Origin of the sequence: Aridibaculum aurantiacum (assembly GCF_017355875.1) — a bacterium.
GTDB classification, from domain to species: domain Bacteria; phylum Bacteroidota; class Bacteroidia; order Chitinophagales; family Chitinophagaceae; genus Segetibacter; species Segetibacter aurantiacus.
The window spans coordinates 184,646-207,453 of record NZ_JAFEWC010000004.1 but is presented as its reverse complement, the minus strand read 5'-3'; the positions used below and the strand labels follow the sequence as shown (position 1 = coordinate 207,453).

General features: G+C 42.7%; 19 protein-coding genes and 1 tRNA gene. 4 read left to right on the top strand and 16 right to left on the bottom strand.

The annotated features are described in order from the left end of the window. Positions 1 to 38 precede the first annotated feature (38 nt). The 8 genes from J4N22_RS19235 to J4N22_RS19200 all read right to left on the bottom strand — a co-directional run bounded on the left by J4N22_RS19235 (position 39) and on the right by J4N22_RS19200 (position 12,209). Positions 39 to 1,424, bottom strand: coding sequence for an FGGY-family carbohydrate kinase (locus J4N22_RS19235; RefSeq protein WP_207497207.1), 1,386 nt, complete (start codon positions 1,422 to 1,424; stop codon positions 39 to 41). A 10-nt stretch (positions 1,425 to 1,434) separates the two neighbouring features. Further along, positions 1,435 to 2,709: a sugar isomerase gene (locus J4N22_RS19230; protein WP_207497206.1), complete on the bottom strand. Its 1,275-nt coding sequence runs from the start codon at positions 2,707 to 2,709 to the stop codon at positions 1,435 to 1,437. 162 nt (positions 2,710 to 2,871) lie between these two features. Then, positions 2,872 to 4,998, bottom strand: coding sequence for a bifunctional aldolase/short-chain dehydrogenase (locus J4N22_RS19225; protein ID WP_207497205.1), 2,127 nt, complete (start codon positions 4,996 to 4,998; stop codon positions 2,872 to 2,874). Positions 4,999 to 5,368: 370 nt separating this feature from the next. Continuing rightward, entirely contained in the window at positions 5,369 to 6,061 is a 693-nt protein-coding gene (locus tag J4N22_RS19220) for an NUDIX hydrolase (protein WP_207497204.1), read from the bottom strand. 53 nt (positions 6,062 to 6,114) lie between these two features. Next, positions 6,115 to 7,989, bottom strand: a complete 1,875-nt coding sequence (locus J4N22_RS19215) for a sodium:solute symporter family transporter (RefSeq protein ID WP_207497203.1) — start codon at positions 7,987 to 7,989, stop codon at positions 6,115 to 6,117. A gap of 43 nt (positions 7,990 to 8,032) precedes the next feature. Continuing rightward, positions 8,033 to 9,526 carry an L-arabinose isomerase gene (gene araA, locus J4N22_RS19210; RefSeq protein ID WP_242692302.1) on the bottom strand — a complete coding sequence of 498 codons (1,494 nt, stop codon included), beginning with the start codon at positions 9,524 to 9,526 and terminating at the stop codon, positions 8,033 to 8,035. A 276-nt stretch (positions 9,527 to 9,802) separates the two neighbouring features. Further along, positions 9,803 to 10,507 carry an L-ribulose-5-phosphate 4-epimerase gene (locus tag J4N22_RS19205; protein ID WP_207497202.1) on the bottom strand — a complete coding sequence of 235 codons (705 nt, stop codon included), beginning with the start codon at positions 10,505 to 10,507 and terminating at the stop codon, positions 9,803 to 9,805. After that, positions 10,500 to 12,209 (bottom strand): ribulokinase, encoded by a 1,710-nt coding sequence (locus J4N22_RS19200; protein ID WP_207497201.1) that lies wholly within the window; start codon positions 12,207 to 12,209, stop codon positions 10,500 to 10,502. The genes J4N22_RS19205 and J4N22_RS19200 overlap by 8 nt, the downstream gene beginning before the upstream one ends. A gap of 897 nt (positions 12,210 to 13,106) precedes the next feature. On the opposite strand from J4N22_RS19200, the gene J4N22_RS19195 reads away from it, so the two are divergent. Both J4N22_RS19195 and J4N22_RS19190 read left to right on the top strand, forming a co-directional pair. Next, on the top strand, positions 13,107 to 14,243 hold the full coding sequence (locus tag J4N22_RS19195; RefSeq protein ID WP_207497200.1) for a vanadium-dependent haloperoxidase: 1,137 nt from the start codon (positions 13,107 to 13,109) through the stop codon (positions 14,241 to 14,243). Between the two features lie 109 nt (positions 14,244 to 14,352). Beyond that, entirely contained in the window at positions 14,353 to 15,036 is a 684-nt protein-coding gene (locus J4N22_RS19190; protein ID WP_207497199.1) for a PKD domain-containing protein, read from the top strand. Positions 15,037 to 15,427: 391 nt separating this feature from the next. On the opposite strand, the gene J4N22_RS19185 is transcribed toward J4N22_RS19190, so the two are convergent. The 4 genes from J4N22_RS19185 to ybeY form a co-directional block, all read right to left on the bottom strand. Continuing rightward, positions 15,428 to 15,500 (bottom strand) — tRNA-Phe (locus J4N22_RS19185). Positions 15,501 to 15,610: 110 nt separating this feature from the next. Next, positions 15,611 to 17,479 (bottom strand): tRNA uridine-5-carboxymethylaminomethyl(34) synthesis enzyme MnmG, encoded by a 1,869-nt coding sequence (gene mnmG, locus J4N22_RS19180; protein ID WP_207497198.1) that lies wholly within the window; start codon positions 17,477 to 17,479, stop codon positions 15,611 to 15,613. An 84-nt stretch (positions 17,480 to 17,563) separates the two neighbouring features. Continuing rightward, entirely contained in the window at positions 17,564 to 18,226 is a 663-nt protein-coding gene (locus tag J4N22_RS19175; RefSeq protein ID WP_207497197.1) for a CAP domain-containing protein, read from the bottom strand. A 13-nt stretch (positions 18,227 to 18,239) separates the two neighbouring features. Next, positions 18,240 to 18,674, bottom strand: a complete 435-nt coding sequence (ybeY, locus tag J4N22_RS19170; protein ID WP_207497196.1) for an rRNA maturation RNase YbeY — start codon at positions 18,672 to 18,674, stop codon at positions 18,240 to 18,242. A gap of 73 nt (positions 18,675 to 18,747) precedes the next feature. On the opposite strand from ybeY, the gene J4N22_RS19165 reads away from it, so the two are divergent. After that, on the top strand, positions 18,748 to 18,975 hold the full coding sequence (locus J4N22_RS19165) for a FeoA family protein (protein WP_242692301.1): 228 nt from the start codon (positions 18,748 to 18,750) through the stop codon (positions 18,973 to 18,975). 35 nt (positions 18,976 to 19,010) lie between these two features. Then, the gene (gene nadD / locus J4N22_RS19160; RefSeq protein WP_207497195.1) at positions 19,011 to 19,580 is read left to right on the top strand and encodes a nicotinate (nicotinamide) nucleotide adenylyltransferase; all 570 of its coding nucleotides are present in this window, start codon (positions 19,011 to 19,013) and stop codon (positions 19,578 to 19,580) included. Here the strand turns inward: nadD and chrA are convergent. From chrA to J4N22_RS19140, 4 genes are all read right to left on the bottom strand, one after another. Continuing rightward, complete coding sequence (gene chrA / locus J4N22_RS19155) at positions 19,577 to 20,728, bottom strand: chromate efflux transporter (protein ID WP_342450945.1); 1,152 nt, start codon at positions 20,726 to 20,728, stop codon at positions 19,577 to 19,579. The two genes, nadD and chrA, sit on opposite strands and share 4 nt — an antisense overlap. A 62-nt stretch (positions 20,729 to 20,790) precedes the next feature. Continuing rightward, positions 20,791 to 21,735 carry an isopenicillin N synthase family dioxygenase gene (locus J4N22_RS19150; protein ID WP_207497193.1) on the bottom strand — a complete coding sequence of 315 codons (945 nt, stop codon included), beginning with the start codon at positions 21,733 to 21,735 and terminating at the stop codon, positions 20,791 to 20,793. A gap of 169 nt (positions 21,736 to 21,904) precedes the next feature. Next, the gene (locus J4N22_RS19145; protein ID WP_207497192.1) at positions 21,905 to 22,156 is read right to left on the bottom strand and encodes a hypothetical protein; all 252 of its coding nucleotides are present in this window, start codon (positions 22,154 to 22,156) and stop codon (positions 21,905 to 21,907) included. 69 nt (positions 22,157 to 22,225) lie between these two features. Then, positions 22,226 to 22,750 carry an ExbD/TolR family protein gene (locus J4N22_RS19140; RefSeq protein WP_207497191.1) on the bottom strand — a complete coding sequence of 175 codons (525 nt, stop codon included), beginning with the start codon at positions 22,748 to 22,750 and terminating at the stop codon, positions 22,226 to 22,228. Between the last annotated feature and the right edge of the window lie 58 nt (positions 22,751 to 22,808).

The following is a 22,808-nucleotide window of genomic DNA, read 5'->3' as shown; positions in this document are numbered from 1 at the left end:
ACTGGTGCTTCATCTTTTACTCACTACCAGTTAGTAGATCATGAGATCACTTCATGATCTGCAAAATATTTTAGTTCTATCAGGTCTTTAGGAATAGGTTGATTGTTCCAGCTATCGTGCATTGCCAGTGCAGTGCCCAGTGCTGTGGCTTGCGCTACAGAAGCAGCAAATACTTCTTTGCCTGCAAATGCTGCAGCAAGCAGGTTCATGTAGATATCGTTCTTACTAAAACCGCCATCCACAAAAATTCTTGAAACCTCGCTTCCGCGCAGCACAAGATTGGTAGAGGCAAATTGCTGGTTAATGATATCCTGCATCAGTTGATGGTAGGCTTCTTCATCGGTATCAAATATGCCCAATTCTCTTGATGGAAAGGCCGATTGTTTGATAAGTGCGTCTGAGACAGTTTGTGCGGGTGTATCTACTTTTTGCTGCAGTGTTTCCATCACTTCCGCATTGAAAGGCATCGTACGATACTTTAAAGGACTCTGGTTGAAGTGTTCAGCGATACGCTTCACCTGCTCTTCGTGTTCATTACCTGCAAAAATCCTTGAAGCCTTTACCGGCTTACCCTTAAACTGCATGTAGCGCAAACAATCCATTTGCAGGTCCTGGCTGGTAAGTGGTGTATCGTTGAACGGGTTCAATGTAATGCACCAGGTACCGGTGGAGATAAGTGCAAAGGGTGTATGTATAGAAGACAGGTAAGGAATAAGTGCAGCTGAACTATCATGCAGGCCAACACCCACTTTTATCTCCTTATTGAAATTAGAAGGGACGGTGAAGTTGGATGCAACAATAGGCGGCAGCTTTTCTATCACACCTTCTTTGTACACCCACTCATGGTAATCGTTGGTAGTAAAATTCCAAAGATTGGTGTGACAGCCGATACTGGTTATATCAGCAAACACCTGCCCGGTTATGAGATAACTCATGTACTGCGGCAGGTGCAATGCATACTTGATCTTTGCATACACTTCTGGTTGCTCGTACTTCATCCTATACAGCTGCATACCCGAGTTCAGGTTTCCCAGCACAGGCGAAGAAGCTTCTTCTGAAAATTTTTCCTCGCCTCCATAGGTGCTGTAAAACTGCTTGAGCAACTCCGGTGAGTATGGCTTTAGATAATTATATAAAGGAGCTACCGGCTCCCCGTCTTCACCAATGTATACAAAGCTGGCACCATAGGTAGTAAAGTTGATAGCTTTTACATCAAACTCTTCTTTACCTTCTATTTCGTGCAGTGCATCAAATACCGACTGCTTCAGGCTTTCCAGGTTCTCACATGGAAAACCATTTTCATCTTCGGTTTCAATAAAACGTGCTGATCGCTCGTAAACGATCTTGTAGTGCTTATCGAACAGGAAAAGCTTTTTGTTGGTTTTTCCAACATCAAATACAGCTATTACGGGTGTGGCTAACATGCTTCCTGTTTTAAAGTCCGGTCGCTACTGTTTTCAATCCTCTTTGGCTGATCAGTTGTTCTCTCAGCTTCAACTGGCGGAAAAGCTTCAGTGGTTGCAAGGCACCACCGGCACGTAGTCTTGCTTCGGCTACCAATGGTCTTACGTCTAAACGATATACATTTTGCAGTATCTCCTGCGCCTGTGTTACATCATTTGACTGGCGTGCTGCATCCAATGCCGCTGCATCTACCAGCAGTGCCTGTGCGTAAGCAATTTGAATGGCTTCAACAGATTGCAGCAGATCTTCCAGTGGATCTTTAATGTTGTGCGAAGCATCTATCATCCAACCGAGGTCGGTAGCGTGGTTCATACCTTTTGCATTCATACCTTCCACCAGCTCCACGAAAATGAGGAACAGCTGGTAAGGGTTGATGCTTCCTACGGTCAGGTCATCATCACCATATTTAGAATCATTGAAATGGAAACCACCCAACTTACCTTCCATCAGCAACAGCGAAACGATCTGTTCGATGTTGGCGTTTGGCAGGTGGTGACCAAGGTCAACCAATGTATATGCTTTTGGACCCAGCTTGTTAGCAAACAGCAGCGACTGTCCCCAATCGCCCACTGTCATTGAGTAGAAGTTTGGCTCGAATGCTTTGTATTCTACATACACTTTCCAGTCTTCTGGTAGTGCTGCATAAATTTCCTGCAGGCTCTCCAGTGTGTTCTGGAATGCTTTCCTGAAGTTCAGTTGTCCGGGAAAACTTGAACCATCCGCAAGCCATACAGTAAGTGAATCAGAGCCCAGCTCAACACCGTGCTTTATCACTTCTATGTTGTGTTCAATTGCTTGCTTACGTACAGCTTTATCAGCATGCTGAAGCGAGCCAAATTTATAGCTGTGCTGCTGGTCGGGCTGGTCCTGGAAAGTGTTTGAGTTCACCGCATCGAAACGAAGACCATGTTGTGCAGCCAATGCTTTGATAGAAGCAACATTGGTAGGAATATCCCATGGAATGTGCAATGAAATAGCACCGCTCGATTGGTTGAGCTGGTGCAGCAGTCCTACGTCCTCGATCTTTTCTTCAAGGCTGCGTGGTTCGCCACCACCAGAAAAACGACCAAAGCGTGTACCGCCTGTACCCAGCGCCCAGCTTGGTATTGCTACCTGGAAATCCTGCAGCTTTTGCAGTACATCTTCCACGTTACGCACCGACGCGGCTACATAATCAAATTGTCTTTTATGCTCCTGTGATTGCTCGTGGTTGAGCTCCTCTATCCTATATTTTTCAACTGGCATGGCAAGCTGTTTTTTATTTTATTGGCCACAAAGGCACAAAGGCACTAAGTAGCGCTAAGATTTTTCTTCTTTAATCTGTATAAAAGTGTGAAACTTCAGTTACACATCAAACCGTAAAACTTTGCGTCACTTGGTGACTTTGCGTCTTAGCGGCTAAAGCAATTATCTCACAAATGCAGCGGCTACACCACCGTCTACATTCAGTACATTACCTGTTGATTTGCTAAGCAGCCCGCCTACAAAAGCAAAGCATGCATTGGCAATATCATCTGGTAGTATCACCTCGTTCATCAGTGTGCGCTTGGCGTAATAAGCCGGCAGCTCTTCTACGGTGATACCGTAAGCTTTTGCACGACCTTCAGCCCAGCCACCTGCCCAAATATTAGAGCCGGCAATCACCGCGTCAGGATTTACTGTGTTCACACGCACCTTATCGCCACCCAGCTCTGCTGCCAGCAAACGTGTAAGATGTGCCTGAGCAGCTTTAGCAGAACCATAAGCCGCATTGTTAGGCCCAGCTACAACAGAATTTTTTGAAACTACATTGATGATATCGCCGCCCAGGTTTTGCTTGCGCAACACCTTCACGCCTTCTTTCGATACCATGAACTGTCCTTTCACCAGTATATCGTACACCTTATCCCAATCTTCGGTAGTGTGGTCGGTAAGCGCTTTCGACAAGCTGATACCAGCATTGTTCACAATGATGTCAACACCACCAAAAGCAAGTACTGCATTCTTCAGTGCTTGTACAATAGAGGGTTCGTCGGTTACATTAAGTAAGGTAGAAGCAGCAGTATCACGGCCAAAGTCCTTCTGGAACTCGTCCATGGTTTCCTGCAGGCGCTCCTGGTTAATATCGTTGATGATAACACATGCACCTTCTTCAGCAAACTTTTTAGCAATAGCTTTTCCTATTCCACCACCGCTACCGGTTACCAGTGCTATGCGTCCTGAAAGTGGCTTAGGCTTTGGCATACGCTGCAGCTTTGCTTCTTCCAGCAACCAGTATTCAATATTGAAAGCCTCCTGGCGTGGCAGCGAAGTGTACTCAGAAATGGCTTCTGCACCGCGCATTACGTTGATGGCATTGATATAAAACTCAGCAGCTACACGCGCTGTTTGTTTGTCTTTTGCAAATGTGAACATACCTACGCCACGGAACAAAATCACCACAGGATTAGCATCGCGGATAGCAGGGCTGTTATCGTGCTTGCAGGTATTGTAATACTCGGTGTACATCTGGCGGTATGCTTCAAACTGCGGCGCCAGCTTTTCTTTAATAGCGGCTACATCGTTCAGATCGTCAACAGCAGTAATGTCCAATACTAGCGGGCTGATCTTCGTACGCAGGAAGTGGTCAGGGCAACTGGTGCCCAGCGGCGCCAACCTGTCCAAATCGTTTGAGTTGATGTATTGCAACACGCGGTCGTCATCCGTAAAATGACCGATCATCTTTTGCTGGCTTGAGCAGAAGCCACGTAGAACCGGTGCCAAAGCAGCTGCTTTTTCAAGACGTTCTTCTTTTGGCAAAGCTTCTAATTTGCTTCCACCAAAAACCTGGCCTTTATTGGCTACGGCGTCCTCTATATATTGTGCACAACGCTCTACTACTTCAAGCGTGTTGATATAACATTCGTAAGCTGTGTCGCCCCAGGTAAATAAACCGTGAGAGCCTAACATGATACCGCGGATGCCCGGGTTTTCCTGCAGGCACTGGCGCAGTTGCAGTCCAAGGTCGAAGCCCGGCTTTTGCCAGTTTACCCAACCTATTGTTCCATTGAACAATTCCTGCGTGATGCGCTCACCATCTTTGGCTGCAGCAATTGCAATTGCCGCATCCGGGTGCAGGTGGTCAATATGTTTAAAAGGAAGAAAGCCATGTAAAGGCGTATCAATAGAAGGCGCCTTAGAAGAAAGATCGTAGATGCAGTGGTTGAATAGTTCCACCATTTCATCTTCGTGCTCTATACCACGATACACATTCTCCAGTGCACGAAGGCGGTCAACATACAATGCCGCCAGCCCGCTTCTCTTAAGTGTACCGATGTCACCACCGGAACCTTTTACCCACATAACTTCTGTTGGCTCACCGGTTAAAGGGTTCTTTGCTTCGGCTTTGCAAGAGGTGTTGCCTCCGCCATAGTTGGTTAAGCGAAGGTCTGCGCCTAATAAATTGGAGCGATAAATAAGCAATCCTACTTCATCACCGGCAAGCGATGCTGCTTTTTCATCATCCCACAAGTAGCTGACGTGATTAAAAGTTGTTGTTGCAGCTTGTGTCGACATACAATTCTATTTTAAAAGTTGATTTTCTAATATTTTGGCTGAACTACAGAACTCACCAGGCAGTTGAAACTTGAAGGAAGAATTCATATAGCAACAAAAATTCAACCTAAACTAACATCATGTGGATAATTGTCCATCATGCACTATCATGTTATAGGGTAGCAGGTTAAACAATATGATTATTCTGTGTCTAGTAATATAGCCAGCACTATGTTGTTGATAGTCTTTATAGACAATTGTTTGCAAAGCTAATTGCGAGATGTTTTAAAGCTTAAATAAACCCGAAGAACTTAGTGTTATGATTTTTACGGTCGGTGAATATGCTGTTTACTCGATGAATTCTTAGGATCTAACCTGAGAAGAAGCAACATCAAATAAACTTCTTGATCTCGTGCTGCAGCTTGTTGTACTTATCCCTGTCGAATAAATAGTAAAATGCTCCTTTACGAGAAGACACTTTTTCTTTTTCATCCAGCTTTTGCAGTATACCCAGTGAGTTGATCTTTCGTGTGAAGTTTCGTTTGTCAAAAGATGATTCAAAGATTGCCTCATACAGGTTCTGCAGTTGTGTGAGGGTAAATTTTTCAGGCAGTAGTTCAAACCCTATAGGTTGTGTTGATGCTTTCAGTTGCAAACGTTCAATTGCCTGGTTCATCATTCTATTATGATCAAAGATGAGCTTTGGCACTTTATCCAGAGCATACCACTTCGCATTGAACTTTTCCAATAGCTCTTCTTCGTGTTCATCTATTTTTATAAGAGCAAAATAAGGAATAGAAACAACCCGGCCGGCAGGATCCCGATCTACTTCACCATAGCAGCCGAGTTGTTCCATATATATATTCTCAAGTCCTGTTAGTTGCTGCAATACCCTGACAGCCGCAGCATCTACACTTTCATCTTGTTGTACAAATCCACCCATCAACGACCACTTGTTTATCTCTGGTTCGAAGCTCCGCTTGATGAGCAGCGCCTTGAGTTGCTGCCCGTCAAAGCCAAAGATGATACAGTCAACTGCTACCAGCAGCCTATCGTGTTGTTGATATATAGAAAGGGCAGTCAATAATTGTTTGCTGGTTTAGTAATTGTACCTGGTGTTTTAGCAATAAGAATAGATTACCAGAAGTACGCATAAAGGCTAACAATAATGACAACGATACCCATAGCGCCCAGTGTGAATTTTGAATCAGTTTCAAAAACAGTTGGATCGAAATCGTATGCTTTTTCATGTTGCACCTGGCTCGTTGCATTGGTACTTAAAATCACAGCAAGGAATGCAAACAGGAACGTCAACATGAAGATGGAATGAAATCCAAGGTTAACCATACTCATACCAAACAAGTCGGTGCCCCAAAGCAGGCCTGCTACAAAAGAAACAACAGCAAGTATGGAAAACAGCCTTGCACCATTCAGTTGCATCTGCCTGTTTCTTTCAGTTACCGGGGTTGTTTTTACATTACTGCTGTTGTCAGTAAGTGTTAGAAATACAGCAAGCGTAATCAGTATCATACAAACATATCCCATACGTAAAATGAACGGAAGGTCAGGTAACGCCAGCTTCATAGCTATACCGGTAGGAATGGTAGCAATAGTTGTCCATAAAGCAGCGCGGTTGGTTGCACGCTTCCACAGTAGTCCCATACCAAATACTACCACTACACCAGGATAGATAAACCCGGTATACTCCTGTATGTATTGGAATGCCTGGTCAAGTCCGCCCAATAAAGGACGTGCTGATATCATAGCAACAACCAATGCAACGAATGCAGTGATACGTCCTACTTTTACCAGTTGTTTACCATCAGCATTTTTGTTGATGTGCGACTTGTAAATATCCAGCGTAAAAATGGTGGATGTAGAATTTAGCATAGAAGCCAGTGATGATACTACTGCTGCTACCAATGCAGCAAATGCCAATCCTCTTACACCAACTGGTGCAAAGTTGCGAAGCAACCATGGGTAAGCCTGGTCAGCTTTAGAGATAGCACCAAACTTCTCGATGTTAGCCGGATCTTTTGTAAGGTAATAAGCTGTGATACCCGGAATGATAACGATCAGCGGGATAAGTATCTTCAGGAAGCCGGCGAAGATCAAACCTTTCTTAGCTTCATTGAGGTTCTTAGCTGCCAATCCTTTTTGAATGATGTATTGGTTAAAACCCCAATAGCCGATGTTGATCAACCACATTGCACCAAAGATCACCGCAAGTCCAGGTAGATCTATATAAGGATCTTTTGAACCACCCGCTCCATCAGGTATAGCTGTTACGCCTTCTTTGATGATCATATTGAAATGCAGATCGGCAGGATCTTGCCTGATACTATTTAGTACCAGCGAAAAACCATCTAATGCACTTCCTGTTGGGGATGCTGCAGCTAGGGCAAACCATGCTGTTATCAATCCACCACCTATTAGGAAAACAACCTGTAGAACGTCAGTAAGTGCTACTGCCTTAAGACCACCATAGATTGAATAAAGACCTGCAAACAGCAATAAACCAGGTACACCATAAGTCATAGGTACGCCCAATATCTGGTCCATAGCCATAGCACCCAACCAGGATACCGATGTAAGATTTACAAAAATGTAAACCAGCAACCAGAAGAAAGAAAAGAAGAAGCTAACACCGGAACCAAAACGTTCGCTTGCCAGCTGCGGCATGGTGTAGATCTTTTTCTCGATCATGATGGGCAGTAAATACTTTGCTACCAAAATAAGCGTGATGGCTGCAAGCCATTCATAAGCCGCAATACCAAGACCGATGGCAAAGCCAGAACCAGACATGCCGATAAAATGTTCAGCGGAAATGTTGGCAGCAATAAGAGATGCGCCAATAGCCCACCATGATAGTGTACCGCCAGCCAGGAAATAGTCTTTTGCATTTTCCTCTTTACCCTCCTTGCCACGGGAGAGCCATAGGCCAAGTGAAACGATCATAAGGGCGTAGACTATGAAGATGACATAGTCCAAGGTTGTAAAGCCTGCGTTCATAATTTGGGTTTGTGTTTGTTTTAGTTAAGGTGGTGGTGTGGTATTATCTAAAAGCTACTTCGTTCCACCTGAGTTCATTCTTGAAGTTATACATGTTAAGCTCTTTGCCTATCAAAACATATTCGATACCTGCAAACGATGCAAAGTCTTCCATATGTTCTGCTGATAAGTTTTGGCTATAACATGTATGGTGCGCACCACCTGCATATATCCATGCAGCACAGCCAGTCTTCATATCAGGATATGGTTTCCATAGTACACGTGCCACAGGAAGCTTCGGCAGATCATGCTCAGCTTTCACTGCTTCTACTTCGTTTACAATCAGGCGGAAGCGATTGCCCATATCTACTATAGATGCATTAAGTGCAGGACCTGCACCAGAGTTAAATACCAAACGTACCGGATCAGCTTTACCACCAATACCAAGTGGATGTACTTCACAGCTTATTTCTCCTTCTGCCAATGCTTCGTCTACTTCCAGCATATGCGAACCAAGTACCATCGGGTTGTTTGGATCGAAGTGGTAAGTATAATCTTCCATGAATGCATTACCACCTTTCAGCCCGCTGCCCATTACTTTCATTGCCCGTACAAGAGCCGCTGTTTTCCAGTCGCCTTCACCAGCAAATCCATAACCTTCGTTCATCAGGCGTTGTACAGCCATACCTGGCAGTTGCACCATTCCATGCAGGTCTTCAAACGTATCGCTGAAACCTTTGTAGCCGCCCTGCTCCAGGAATGTACGCAGGCCAATCTCGATCTTTGCTGACTCTACCAGCGACTGGTGATGCTGTCCACCTTTTCTTAGTCCTTCAGCAAGTTTATAGCGCTCTTCATATTCCTGTATCAGTTTATCTACGTCACTACCGCCAACACCATTTATCACCTGTACAAGATCGCCTATACCATGCGTGTTCACCGAGAAGCCAAACTTCAATTCTGCTTCTACTTTATCACCATCGGTAACTGCTACAAATCGCATGTTGTCGCCAAAGCGAACAAACTTTGCTCCCTGCCAGTCGTTCCAACCTGCAGCAGCACGAGCCCATGTATTGATCTGGTCACGCACGCCTTCGTCTTCCCAATGCCCTACCACCACTTTGCGGTTCAGGCGCATACGTGTCATGATAAAACCAAACTCACGATCGCCGTGTGCACTTTGGTTCAGGTTCATAAAGTCCATGTCTATGCTATCCCACGGAATGTCGCGGTTGAACTGTGTGTGCAGGTGCAGCAAAGGCTTCTTTAATATCTTCAGCCCGTTTATCCACATCTTAGCCGGTGAAAATGTATGCATCCACGCAATGATGCCGATACAGTTCTGTGCCACGTTTGCCTGCTGGCAGATGGCATAGATCTCTTCAGTAGTTTTTACTACAGGTTTAAAAACAACACTCACAGGTATCTGCGATGCTGCATTCAAAGCTTTAGCAATTTGCTCAGAGTGAGCGTCTACCTGCTTTAGTGTCTCTTCGCCATACAGGTGCTGGCTGCCGGTTACAAACCAGACTTCGAGTGATTTAAGATTTGGTATCATAATAAGTCAAAAGTTATAAGTCAAAAATCAAAATAGTAGCGTTCTGCTTAATTGGTAAGGAATGTGGGTTTACGAGCATCGGATCATGGATCATCAGTGTTGCGCTTGTGCCGTCATACTTGCGGGGTCGACACTTGTACAGTTATACCAGTATCCATCTATATCAACAGCTCTACCATAAAGCCGTGGCTGCGCAGTGATCTTCGGCACAAGTGTGCGACGCAACAGAAGTATAATAGATATACTACTGCCCGCTCCCACACTTCTCTCACTCTTCTACGACTGGCCGTAATATGAATCAGGACCGTGCTTGCGTTCGAAGTGTTTCCTGATAAGGCTGTCCTTTAGGCGCGGTGCCTGTGGGTTTACCTGCTCAGTAAGCAAAGCCATTTGTGCAATGGCTTCCAACACGGCACTGTTGTGCACAGCTTTGGCTGCGGTCTTGCCCCATGTAAATGGTGCATGATTGCCAACCAGCACCATCTCTACCTCTTTATAGTCGTAGCCGCGTTCGTTGAAACAATTGATGATCTGGAAACCTGTTTCGTATTCGTAATTGCCTTGTATCATGTCATCGCTCATTGGCGGTGCACATGGAATATCTACAGTATTATAATCTGCGTGTGTGGTACCAAAAATGGGTATGTCGCGCTGCGACTGTGCCCATGCGGTGGCGTAAGTAGAATGTGTGTGTACGATGCCGTAGATGTTTTCCCACTGCTTGTACAATACAGCATGTGTAAGTGTATCACTTGATGGACGAAGCGTGCCATCGATGGTCTTTCCATCAAAGTCTACAATTACCATTTTTTCGGGTGAAAGATCTTCGTAAGGAACACCACTTGGTTTGATAGCAAATGCGCCGAGGCTTCTGTCGGCAGCACTTACATTTCCAAAAGTGAAGATTACAAGTCCGAGCTTAGGGAGTTGCATATTTGCTTCGTATGCTTCTTCCCTGATGTGTGCATATTTATCAGGCATGTTGCAGTTGTTGAGTATCAGCTTTGGTAGCAGCAGGGTTTTCTATAAAAGCACCCAGTGCTTTGTATTTCTCATATCGCTTAGCGTAGAAGGAAACTTGTTCCGGAACAGGTGAATAAGTAGCATCAAATCCTGGTCCCATTGCTTCCATTGCTTCTTCTACTTTATTGAAGATACCTGCAGCTGTAGCGGCAAACATGGCTGCACCCAGTGCGCAGGTTTGTTCACTTTTATGAATGCGGATCGGCATATTCATAATATCAGCCATCATCTGCATGATGAATGGAGATTTTTTAGCCACACCACCCATACCTATCAATCCTTTTACTGGTATGCCTTGTTCATTGAAACGATCAACAATGGCTTTGGCTCCAAAGCATGTAGCTTCTACAATAGCTTTGAACATAGCCGGTGCATCAGTACCTAAATGAAGACCAGTGATAACACCTTGCAGTTCCTGGTTGGCATCGGGAGTGCGCCGGCCATTGAACCAATCAACAGCAAGTGGTGCATCTTCATCATTAGGTATATTGGCTGCCTGCTTGCTTAGCTCAGGAATTATTTTATCAACTGTTTCATCTATTAGTTTAGCGGCTGTACTGGCATCTACAATACTTGATGACGGAAGTATTTGTTGTAGCGGCCATGCAAGCACTTTTCTGAACCATGCGTATGCATCTCCAAATGCTGACTGGCCTGCTTCCATTCCAATCATACCCGGAATGATAGAACCATTAACCTGTCCGCAAATACCGGCTACTAAAGTATCCTGTACTTCTGCAGGTGGAGCTACCAGCATATCGCAGGTAGAAGTACCCATCACTTTACTTAAGTGGTAAGGCTCTATCTGCCCACCTACTGCACCCATGTGTGCATCAAAGGCTCCTATGCCTACTACTACGTCTTTAGATAATCCTAAACGTTCTGCCCACTCTGCACTTAATGTTCCTGCAGCCTGGTCTGATGTATAAACTGTGGTAAATAATCTTGAAGTAAATCCTTCCAGTAAAGGATCAAGAGAAGAGAAGAATTCATTTGGAGGAAATCCACCCCATTGCTCTGACCATAGAGCCTTATGACCGGCAGAGCAGATGCCTCTTTTCATTTCATCTGCGTTTTTTCCTCCTGTAAGTACAAAAGGTATCCAGTCGCAGTGCTCTACCCACGAATAAGTTGCGGCTCTTACTTTTTCGTCTTCACGCATTATGCGTAAAAGCTTTGCCCAAAACCATTCGGATGAGTAAATGCCGCCAATGAACTGCAGGTAGTTGGTGTCAAAGGATTTTGCATGTTCATTTATCTCAGCTGCTTCCTGTACTGCTGTGTGGTCTTTCCACAACACAAACATTGCATTTGGATTGTCGCGAAACTGCGGCAGCAAAGCCAGCGGAGTACCAGATCGATCTACGGCTACAGGTGTAGATCCTGTTGTGTCTACAGAAATACCTTTAATTTTAGCAGCTACTGCAGGACCAGCCTGGAGCAATGCACGCTTGATGGTATCTTCCAGTCCATCCAGGTAATCCTGGGGATGTTGTCTGAATTGACTGTTGGCTGCATCGCAGTACAAGCCTTCTTTCCATTGAGGGTAATAATAAACGGCAGAAGCTATTTCATTACCGTTTGCCGTGTCGGCTATTATGCATCTAACGGAGTCTGTTCCATAATCCACTCCTATAACATAATTATCAGGGGTATTCATTGGCAGGCGAATTAGGTTCTAAAGTAAAATAATAAATGTCATTTTAACACTTATTCTTAAAATTTATTTTCAAAACCTGACTGACCTGGGATGGACAGTAACACCAGGAATGAACTGTGGAGCGACTTCTTCATGCTATTGAAACTTTTTTAACGTGGGAGGAAGAGCTTTTTGGTCCTAATGTTACGAAATGATTAAATCATCTTGGGCATCATAAGCTGGTGGCGGTCTAATAATCTGTAAATCAATTTATTGACTGATTTATGTGCAGGATTAGCATCGTAGTAATGTTACAACATTGAATAATTGAACCAGATAATGGCTGTATATTTGTTTAAGTGTTTAAAAGACACTTATTCACCTAAGGGTGACACTAGATAAAATTATTCGAACTCTTTCATATGGCAAGCAATCGTTAGAGGCTGCTCCGTTTCCACGGAGGAGCCCTTTTTGTTTTTAGGAGAATAGTAATGCAGAAGAAAAAACAACGAAACGGCTAGTCCTGTGTACGACGGCTATTGATTTCATTATGCATCGGGCAGGAAGCGCCGGTTACAACTAGTTTCCTTGATAGCAATCTGAACTTAGCCAGTGTTCTAAAGAAGCCATACGGATGACCTGTCTTTAAAGTAATAGGTGGTAATCAGAAACCTCTAGTCATTCTTTCATCTGCCTTGAAGGCTATAACATTTCATCCAAAGGAATATTCTTGCAGCTTCAGAGTCTTCGACAAAACGATTTAGTCGCAGATCAAAGACAATTTAATCTATAAGCTCCCTGAATTATCCTTTCTGTATTCGTGCTTCACCGGCCTGTCTCAATTATCAAAAACTGCCTTTCTCGAGATATAGTTTTATGCTGTTCAGACCAATTTCCGTAACAAATAAAACTTGACTTATGAGAAAAGTACTCTTCCTAGCTTCGGTGGTTTTAGTCGTTATCCTATTTTCCTGTAACAAAGAAATAGACAAAGATCCAACTCGCCCTGTCAATCCAGAGGTTGATTTAAAGATGAAATCTAACAACGGATTTGCTGAAAATGATATGGTGATGTTTTGGAATGAAAAAGCTGCTACAGTACTAAATCCAGGGTTCACACAACCTGCCCGAACCCGTGTTTTTGCAAGAATACAAGTTGCCGTACACGATGCGCTAAATAGTATTAAACCAAAGTATGAGCATTATGCTTTTTTTGAAAGACAAAAAGATGCTGACCCTGATGCGGCAGTTGCTAGTGCTGCCTATTGGGTCATGAAGCGGACTACGCTCGTAGGAAATCCTCCACTTGATCAATGGTATACTGAAAGCCTGGCAACAATCCCGGATGGACAAGGTAAAGACTTGGGTATGGCTTTGGGAAAGCGATCTGCCGATGCATTAATTGCCAATCGGGCCAATGATGGATTTACGCAACTTATTATCAATTCACCAAACCCTCCCAATGGTGTTAATCCCGGCGAATATCGCTCCACGCTTTCCGCAGCCAATTGGGTACCCACGCAAACATTGGTTGCAAATAGAAACCTGCCGAACTGGGGCACAGTCATGAAGCCTTGGGTGATACAAAGCAATCAGCAGTTCAGGCCCGCGGGACCTTATGGCGTTAACTCAGCAGAGTATACTGTAGAATTTAATGAAGTAAAAGTGAAAGGTGCCCGCGTTGGTAGTACACGCACTGCAGAAGAAGAGAAGATCGGGAAATTCTGGAGTGAAAACAGGCCGTCGTTCATTTGGAACAATATTGTTAGAAAGGCTATTCAAAATAAAAAGCTTGATGCGTGGAAGACGGCAAGATTATTTGCTCTTATGCATGTATCAATGGCTGAAAGTATCAGCTCACAACTTAATGCCGGCTATCATTTTTATTCCTGGAGACCGGAAACTGCAATACGCCTTGCTGCAAATGACGGAAATGAAAATACAACTGGTGATCCCAACTGGTTGCCTGCTCTTTCAGAAACGCCAGCTTTTGTTACCCCGAGACCTGTGACTGGCGCAGGCAATTGGATGCTTCAGATTATTATTCGGAGCTAATAAAATTAATAAGCTGAGGTTACACGATCCCTGCCACAAATGGAAGGATAAGAACTACAGGTGAGATGTAAAGTGATTGGAATAATTACAAACATTAAAAATCCAGTGTATGATCAGAGCACGTTTAACCTATCTCTTGTTAATGATTTTTATTGTAACGTCTTGTCGCAAGCCTGTTATTGAAACGGATGTCAACAAAGTACCCGTCGCCAATGCCGGGCCAGACCAAACAATCATGAAGCCACAAGACACTACGCGCCTTAGTGGTCAGCTTTCGTTTGATCCTGATGGTCGCATTGTCTCTTACCAATGGCGGAACCTAACAGGTCCAAATTCTCCAAACATGAGTACTACGGTTACAATTGGGGGATTGAAGGTTTATGAGGCCTTTGTCTCCAATCTCAAGGAGGGTGTTTATCAATTTGAATTAACAGTAACTGACAATGATAATGCTGTTTCCTGGGATACGATGAAAGTGACAGTCCTGCCGGACTCGTCCAAAATGAAAAAATATATTGGCTTGGGGTGGGATGATTCCTGCACGATGCGTATTCCCAACTTATCGTCTGCAATACCGTCCACCACTGGTATTAAAGTGTTTCTGTCAAAGTATTCCGGAGGTGGACCTATGCCTGTTTATGTGCCACCTACTGGCTGGTACGAGATACATACGGGTCCGGCATCGTGGGAATGGTACGAAATAAAAAATGATGTTTTGATCATACATGCTGCTCCAAGTTCAGATTGTCGTTCGAACGGTGCTGCTTATGATGTGATGATAATGTGGGACTGATACGAGCTCCATTCATCACAGCATAATGATTTTTTTGTAGACAATTAAATGAATTGGTTAGAAGTACATAGCGTAACGTACTTATTAAGTCCTACATACTTGTGCACCTAGATAAAAGTGGTACCACACAAGCTGACGTTTATCTTCCTTTAATTTAATCAGTTCACAATAAGAACGCCAGACTATGATATATGGAAGTGTACATCTTCGGGTGCTTGTTAAGATCATTGAGTTAATTAAATTATATTTTTTATTAATATATTAAATTGTTTGCATGCCGAAAGCTAGTTAAGCAGCGTCTCATAAGAAGAAAGGTTGGAGAGCGAAGAACTTAGGAAAAACAAAAAAGCCCAGAAGTTGCTTTACGCTTACATTCTGAGCTTTTAGGTTGTGGTGTGGGCCGGGATCGAACCGGCGACACAAGGATTTTCAGTCCTTTGCTCTACCGACTGAGCTACCGCACCTTCTCCCCTTAGGGGCTGCAAATATAACACCTTCTGCTCCAGATTTCCAAAAAGGAATAGAAGAAATAACAAGATTTCTTTGCAGCTTTTCTCCCTGATGAAGAAAAAGATTATCGACCCATATATACCATAAGTATTTGAACATCACTAGGATTAACACCACTAATTCTACTGGCCTGTCCTAGTGTGCGTGGACGAACTTTCAGAAATTTCTGCCGCGCCTCGTTCGATAAAGACATTACTCTATCATAATTAAAAGCTTCAGGAATTTCAAGTTCTTCCATCTGGCTCATCCGCGCCACCAGTTCTTTTTCTTTATTGATATACACATCATACTTTACCTGTATCTCTACTTGTTCTACCACTTCAGCAGGAAAATCTTTGAGCAACTCCTGCAGCTTTGGAGATGCAGAAATAAGCCCGGCCATATCTATAGACGGTCTTAGCATCAACTGGTTCAGCTTCTGCTTTTGGTTGATTGGTGCAGAGCCAACCTTTTTCAGGTAATGATTTATTTCTTCTGGTTCTACTGAATAATCTTTTACCAGCAGCTTTAGCGCTTCTACTTTATGCTGCTTATCCCGAACCTTCTCCATTCTTTCCTGCGTAGCAAGTCCAAGCCTGTAGCTAAGTTCAGTAAGACGAAGATCTGCATTGTCCTGTCGCAGCAGCGTACGGTATTCAGCACGGCTGGTGAACATCCTGTAAGGTTCGTCAGTTCCTTTACTAATGAGGTCGTCAATTAATACACCTATATATGCTTCACTTCTTTTTAAGATGAATGGTTCCAGTTCCGCTGCCTTTTGATGCGCATTTATTCCAGCCATCAATCCCTGGCATGCAGCTTCTTCATACCCTGTGGTACCGTTGATCTGCCCGGCAAAGAATAGGTGTGAGATCTTTTTGGTTTCTAAGGAATACTTCAACTGTGTAGGTGGAAAATAATCATATTCAATAGCATATCCTGGACGGAACATCCTTACATTTCCAAAACCAGGAACCATACGTAAAGCTGCGTATTGAACATCTTCAGGCAACGAGGTAGAAAAACCATTTACATAGATCTCCACTGTATTGAAGCCTTCTGGCTCTACAAACAGCTGGTGGCGCTCCCTCTCTGCAAACCTGTTGATCTTATCCTCAATACTAGGGCAATAGCGTGGACCTACTCCTTCTATTCTTCCTGCATACATTGGTGACCGGTCAAAGCCTGTCTTCAGCATTTCATGTACTTCAGGAGATGTATAGGTTATCCAGCAGCTTCTTTGTTGTTCAGGTTTGATCTTAGGAACATCCATAAAAGAGAAGCCTACAACCTCATCATCGCCCTTCTGCTCTTCCATTTTGCTGTAGTCAAGGCTTCTTCCATCTATACGTGGAGGCGTACCTGTTTTCAGCCTATCGCTCTCAAAACCTAGTTCAACCAGCTGTTCAGTAATGCCTGTAGAGGCTTTTTCTGCCATTCTACCACCACCAAAACGTTTTTCTCCTATATGGATAACGCCATTCAGGAAGGTTCCACTGGTTACAACCACAGATTTTGAACGAATAGAATGACCTAAACCAGTCACTACCCCACAAGCCCTTTCTCCTTCTACGATGATAGACACTACATTATCCTGGTAAAAGTCAACGTTTGGAGTATTTTCAAGCATTTCACGCCACTTCTGGGCGAACAGCATCCTATCACTTTGTGCCCTAGGGCTCCACATTGCAGGACCTTTACTCCTGTTCAACATCCTGAACTGAATGAGGCTGGCATCTGTAACTATACCACTGTAACCACCTAAAGCATCAATTTCTCTTACAATCTGACCTTTAGCTATACCACCCATTGCCGGGTTACAGCTCATTTGGGCAATGGTTTGCATATTCATTGTAACCAACAACACCTTACTACCCAAGTTGGCGGCCGCTGCTGCTGCTTCACAACCAGCATGACCAGCACCAACCACTATTACATCATATTCTTTAAACATCATTCTCTATTAAAAAAACAAAGATAAACCTATGAGGAGGTTTATCTTTTAAATGAATTGTTTCACGTGGAACAGCAGCAAAAGCTACTGTAAACATGAAAAGTCTTGAATTACCATAAAACTACCGTTGTTATAGGCTGAAATTCCTACGCCCATTTCCTTGTATGAACTATTAAGCAGGGATTTCCTGTGCCCCAAATCTGGTATTCCTTCATCTATGTATAGAAAAACAAGGGCTAAGATGGTATTAGAAGGGCCAAAACTGATGTTTTCGCCTGCACATTTCTCTATTCCTCCTTTTACCATCCTATCCTGGAAGGTAGCACCAGAAGGAGAAGTATGAGAAGGAGGGGCATTCCGCTTCTTTAGCTCATTAGCATGTGCTTGGGCAAGAGAAGAAAGAATAGCATTAGGTTTCAGCATCTCTAAGGGACCGGTAGCATAAAGATCCTTCTTTAAACTAGCTGCATAGGAGGTTCTGAGGTTTGGATGAGTAGAAAGAATAGGTGCCACTACACTGTCCCAGAACACTCGAGGCTTGCTCCTGCTGAAATTGGTCCAATAAAACCACTCCCTAACATCAGCAGGCATGGATTTGGTTTCAGGAAAAGAGTACAAAAAGGCTTCAATACCCAAATCTCTTGCTGGCATATTAGGCATAGCACGAACTTCAATGGTGCTTGTACTAAAATGTTGACCAAAAGAAAGAACAGGAGCCAGTAATAACAGGAAAAACAGGGGTTTCACGTGGAACATCAGGTTATAAACGTTTCTCAAATAAACGTAAATAATGATCCTCTTTTTCCCTCATAATTGTTATTTCACGATTCGTTTTGTCTCCATAGCCGCACAGGTGCAAGGCACCATGGAAGATTACCCGTAACAGTTCATTAGTTGAGGTAACCTTATGATCATTAGCATTATCCTTTACCCGATCCACGCTAATGTATATCTCCCCAATAGTACCTTCTGAAGATGGGTCAGTAAGATCGAAAGTGATGATATCAGTATAATAATCGTGCTGAAGATGGTCTTTATTGATCTGCAGAAGGTATTCGTCGCTGCAGAATACATAGTTAAGTTGTGAAAGAGGTTTGTTCTCCAGTTGAAAAAGCTCCTGGATGAATAGTTTAACCACCTTTTTGTTCTTCAAAGGAATAGTAGAAACATCGGCATAAGAGAAGCGTATAGACATATTTAGTTTTTGCTGTTCCAAATTTCGTAACAAAAAGAAGATCAGACCCTATACATTTGACAACAACTATAGAATGATGAGGAAACTATCAGAGGTAGAAATAGGAAAGACAGTAATTATACATTCATTTGAGAAGGATGATATTTTTATAAAGCTAATGGAGATGGGATGTGTGCCGGGGGAAAAGATAAAGGTTGAGCAGAAAGCTCCATTAGGAGATCCTATATCTATAACCGTAGCAGGATATAACCTGAGCTTACGCATAAGCGAAGCTGAGAAAATCATTGTAGAAGATATATAAACAACAACAGCAGTCGTAACCTTCACCTCCTCGCTATGAAAATCGGATTGTACTTTGGTTCTTTTAATCCTATCCACATTGGCCACCTCATCATTGCTAGTGCTATTAAAAATAAAACTGACCTGCAAAAGATATGGCTGGTGGTTTCGCCACACAATCCACTGAAGCCATCAAAGAGCTTGTTGAATGAGTTTAACCGTTTACATCTTGTAAAGCTTGCAGTGGAAGATGATGAAAACTTGGAGGTGTCTGACATTGAATTCAAACTTCCTCGTCCTTCCTATACCATTGATACCCTGACTTACCTAAAGGAAAAATACCCGCAGCACGAGTTCTCCATCATCATGGGTTCAGACAGTTTCCAGAACATTACTAAATGGAAAAACTATGAGCTGCTCCTGAACAATTACCAGGTATACATATACCAACGGCCAAATTTCCCTGTTGAGAATCCAGCAGAAAATATCACTATTGTAAATGCTCCCCTATTAGAAATATCTGCAACACAGGTAAGGCTGCTGATAAAAAACAATAAGTCAATCAGGTATCTGGTTCCAGAGAAAGTACGCGAAGAGATAGAACAAAACAGGTACTACAAAAGCTAGCCCAACAAGCCCCACAACAAAAATGCTAGTACAATCAAAGGAGACGGAAGTTTCGTGAATTGTAAAGCAGCAAAGGTGAAAACAACTGCCAACAGGTTTAACCAGTTGAAAGGAGCAGAAATGGAAACGAATAATAAGATTGTTGCAGCAAGCATAATTCCTACCACTACAGCATTAATACCTTCCATTGCCCTAAACACTATCACATGCTGTTTAAGTTTATTCCAGATAGGATAGAAAAAAATAACCAGCAGGAAGCTAGGAAGAAAAATAGCAACAGAACCAATGAAAGCACCCAGTAGCTGGTAACCCGGCCCTAGGTGGCGCAGCACCATTCCTCCAACAAAAGCAGCTATAGAAAATATGGGTCCTGGAAAAGCCTGTACCATTCCTGCACCAGTAAGAAATTCTTCAGGAGTTAAATAACGTGTTTTAGCTCTTAAAACATACTGCTCAAACATCATCGGTATAAGTACTCCTCCCCCACCGAAAACCAAACTTCCAAAACGATAGAAATTCTCAAACAGGTTAACAGGCTTCCTGAGTTGCCAATCATTTATACGAGCAAGTTCACTAAGAAAACCAGCTATAACAAATATTAAAATAAATAGCCATATATTACCCCACTTTATTGGCTTTGGTTTCTCTTTTGGTTCAGGAATGCGTTTATCACTGAAGTTGCTGATAATACTACCAGCTATGATCAATAAAGGAAAAACCCAGGGAGAACTGATAAGTGCTGTAATAAGAAGCGCACCCGTCATTATAAAAAATGTGGCCTGGTGCCTGATGAAAAGCTTGTAACTATGAAATGCAGAAAATGCAAGAAAGCCAACAGCCATTGGTTGTACATACCTGAACATTTCTACATTGACGTAGGATAGTAAAAATGTAAGAAGTGTCATGAGGATACAAGCAGGCAGCATCCAGATGAACAATGTAATAGCAGCTAGAAAAATCCCTCCTCGTTTGTAACCAATGAGTGTAAGAAGCTGGCTACTACTAGCACCGGGCAAGAGTTGTACAAAAGCATTTAGTTCTAGCAACTCGGCTTCATCTATATACCTGTGCTCCTTTACAAAGAAGCGATGCATTCGTACAAAATGCATTTGTGGCCCACCAAAAGCAGTAAGGCTGTGTAATAACACAGCCTTCAAAAAAGATATGTGGCGAATAAAAACCAATACCTGGTATTCAGTATTTCCTTTTGTTATTTCTTAAGCCCTATCTCACGTAATCTTTCATCTAAATATTCTCCTGCTGTAGCGTCTTCATAAGCTTTTGGATGAGCCTCATCAATACAACTTTCAAGGCAAGCCAAACTCATATTACTACGCGGGTGAAGAAAGAACGGCATAGAGAAGCGTGAAGTGTGCCAGTGTTCTCTTGCTGGATTCACCACCCTGTGTGTTGTACTTCTTAATTTGTTGTTGGTAAGACGTTGAAGCATATCACCAACATTTACAACGATCTGTTCAGGTAACGAGGTAACACCAACCCATTCATTTTGCTTGGTCAATATTTGTAATCCATCCGCACTGGCTCCTACCAGCAGCGTGATTAGATTAATGTCTTCATGTTGTTCGGCACGTATAGCACTTTTAGGCTCTTGCGTGATAGGAGGATAATGAATGCAACGCAATATGCTGTTCCCATTGTGAACATGAGTATCAAAGAAGTGTTCATCTTCACCAAGATAGATGGCTATAGCCTGTAGCATGGAAGTGCCACTCTTCTGAAAATGCTTATATGCCTGGTACAAGGTCTCATTAAAATGAGCAACCTCATTTACTTGCACATTATCAGGATATTCAGATTTGATCGGATCGTTATCTTCTACATTCTGACCATACTGGAAGAATTCTTTAAGATCCGGCGCTTCACTTCCTTTGGCATGTTCCCTACCAAAACTTGTATAACCTCTTTGGCCAGCAAGTCCAGGAATTTCATAATTCAATTTCTTTTCTAAAGGCAGAGAAAAAAACTGCTGAACATATTCATAGAGATTAGCAATAAGCTCATCAGGTACACCATGATTCTTAACTGCAACAAAACCCACTTCTTCGTAAGCATTTCCAAGTTGCTGTACAAATGCGTTCTTACGCTCCGGGTCACCACTTAAAAATTCCGCAAGATCTACAACGGGAATAGACATAACATGTTAGAGTTAGAGTAAAATAAATAAAGAGAAATGGCGGGCAAAATACAAAAGTTATCCAGTAGCAGGTGAAGGTTGGGGAAAAATATGTTTTGCTATTTGAGAAGTAGTATAAATAAAAAATCCTGCAGAAGCAGGATTGATATTAGGGTAAGATGCAATATTTCTATTTTGTTATTCGGAACGCCTTTAAAAATTCATCGCCATTGAAAGCATTGATGATATATGTTCCCTCGTTCAGATCTCCAAGATTGATGTCTAACAGTTGAGCACCTTGAGCTATTTGGGTACTTATAGTTTTTGCAATAAAACCATTGGTGTCAAAAATCTTAAGCGTAAGCTTACCTATATTATTTGCAACTATACTGAGATAGCTGATAGACTCGGCTACAGAAGTTTGGAAATCTTGGATTTGCATTACCGAAATATTTAAAGGTGTGTAGGGATATGACACAAAATTTATGCCGGTAGCTGCTTCACCTATTCATCATAATGCAACTTTTTTTTGTTGCATAACCTCCTGCTCATCGTTTTCTACGATCATGTATTTCTTTACATCATTGATCAGCATTTCGTCCAATACATCTACAATGTTTAAAAATGTAGACTCAGTAGTAGGTTTGATCAAAACAAGCAGATCGTCTTGCTCATTTACCTGCGCGAGTTGTTGCTTTTTAGAAATGATGTAATTGCGGATATCGTTTGGGTTAATTAGCCTTACCATGTTTTCCAAATCAGTACCAGGATAGTAAAACACACTATTATTCTCACCTAAGATAAAAGTGATGGTTTTGTGTTCCGGATGTTTGTTGGAATTGACAGGTTTCGAATCATCAGGCATAATTAAAGTAGTAGCCTTTGACTCAGACATTGTAGTAGTAAAAATGAAAAAGGTGATAAGGAGAAATCCCAGGTCTACCATAGGTGTAAGATCAACACGGGTAGAAAGTTTTTTACTACGACGAACACCAGTTATGTTCCTGGATACAATAGTTGAAGTGATTTCGGCCATAAGAGTAAATTTGTTCTTTGGATGCAATCCTGAACAAACTCCATAAAAAAACCCACTC

Coding starts and splice junctions, on each gene's coding strand:
- J4N22_RS19235 (WP_207497207.1), bottom strand. CDS start 1,424: ATGTTAGCCACACCCGTAATAGCTGTATTTGATGTTGGAAAAACCAAC.
- J4N22_RS19230 (WP_207497206.1), bottom strand. CDS start 2,709: ATGCCAGTTGAAAAATATAGGATAGAGGAGCTCAACCACGAGCAATCA.
- J4N22_RS19225 (WP_207497205.1), bottom strand. CDS start 4,998: ATGTCGACACAAGCTGCAACAACAACTTTTAATCACGTCAGCTACTTG.
- J4N22_RS19215 (WP_207497203.1), bottom strand. CDS start 7,989: ATGAACGCAGGCTTTACAACCTTGGACTATGTCATCTTCATAGTCTAC.
- araA (WP_242692302.1), bottom strand. CDS start 9,526: ATGATACCAAATCTTAAATCACTCGAAGTCTGGTTTGTAACCGGCAGC.
- J4N22_RS19205 (WP_207497202.1), bottom strand. CDS start 10,507: ATGCCTGATAAATATGCACACATCAGGGAAGAAGCATACGAAGCAAAT.
- J4N22_RS19200 (WP_207497201.1), bottom strand. CDS start 12,209: ATGAATACCCCTGATAATTATGTTATAGGAGTGGATTATGGAACAGAC.
- J4N22_RS19195 (WP_207497200.1), top strand. CDS start 13,107: ATGAGAAAAGTACTCTTCCTAGCTTCGGTGGTTTTAGTCGTTATCCTA.
- J4N22_RS19190 (WP_207497199.1), top strand. CDS start 14,353: ATGATCAGAGCACGTTTAACCTATCTCTTGTTAATGATTTTTATTGTA.
- mnmG (WP_207497198.1), bottom strand. CDS start 17,479: ATGTTTAAAGAATATGATGTAATAGTGGTTGGTGCTGGTCATGCTGGT.
- ybeY (WP_207497196.1), bottom strand. CDS start 18,674: ATGTCTATACGCTTCTCTTATGCCGATGTTTCTACTATTCCTTTGAAG.
- J4N22_RS19165 (WP_242692301.1), top strand. CDS start 18,748: ATGATGAGGAAACTATCAGAGGTAGAAATAGGAAAGACAGTAATTATA.
- nadD (WP_207497195.1), top strand. CDS start 19,011: ATGAAAATCGGATTGTACTTTGGTTCTTTTAATCCTATCCACATTGGC.
- J4N22_RS19150 (WP_207497193.1), bottom strand. CDS start 21,735: ATGTCTATTCCCGTTGTAGATCTTGCGGAATTTTTAAGTGGTGACCCG.
- J4N22_RS19145 (WP_207497192.1), bottom strand. CDS start 22,156: ATGCAAATCCAAGATTTCCAAACTTCTGTAGCCGAGTCTATCAGCTAT.
- J4N22_RS19140 (WP_207497191.1), bottom strand. CDS start 22,750: ATGGCCGAAATCACTTCAACTATTGTATCCAGGAACATAACTGGTGTT.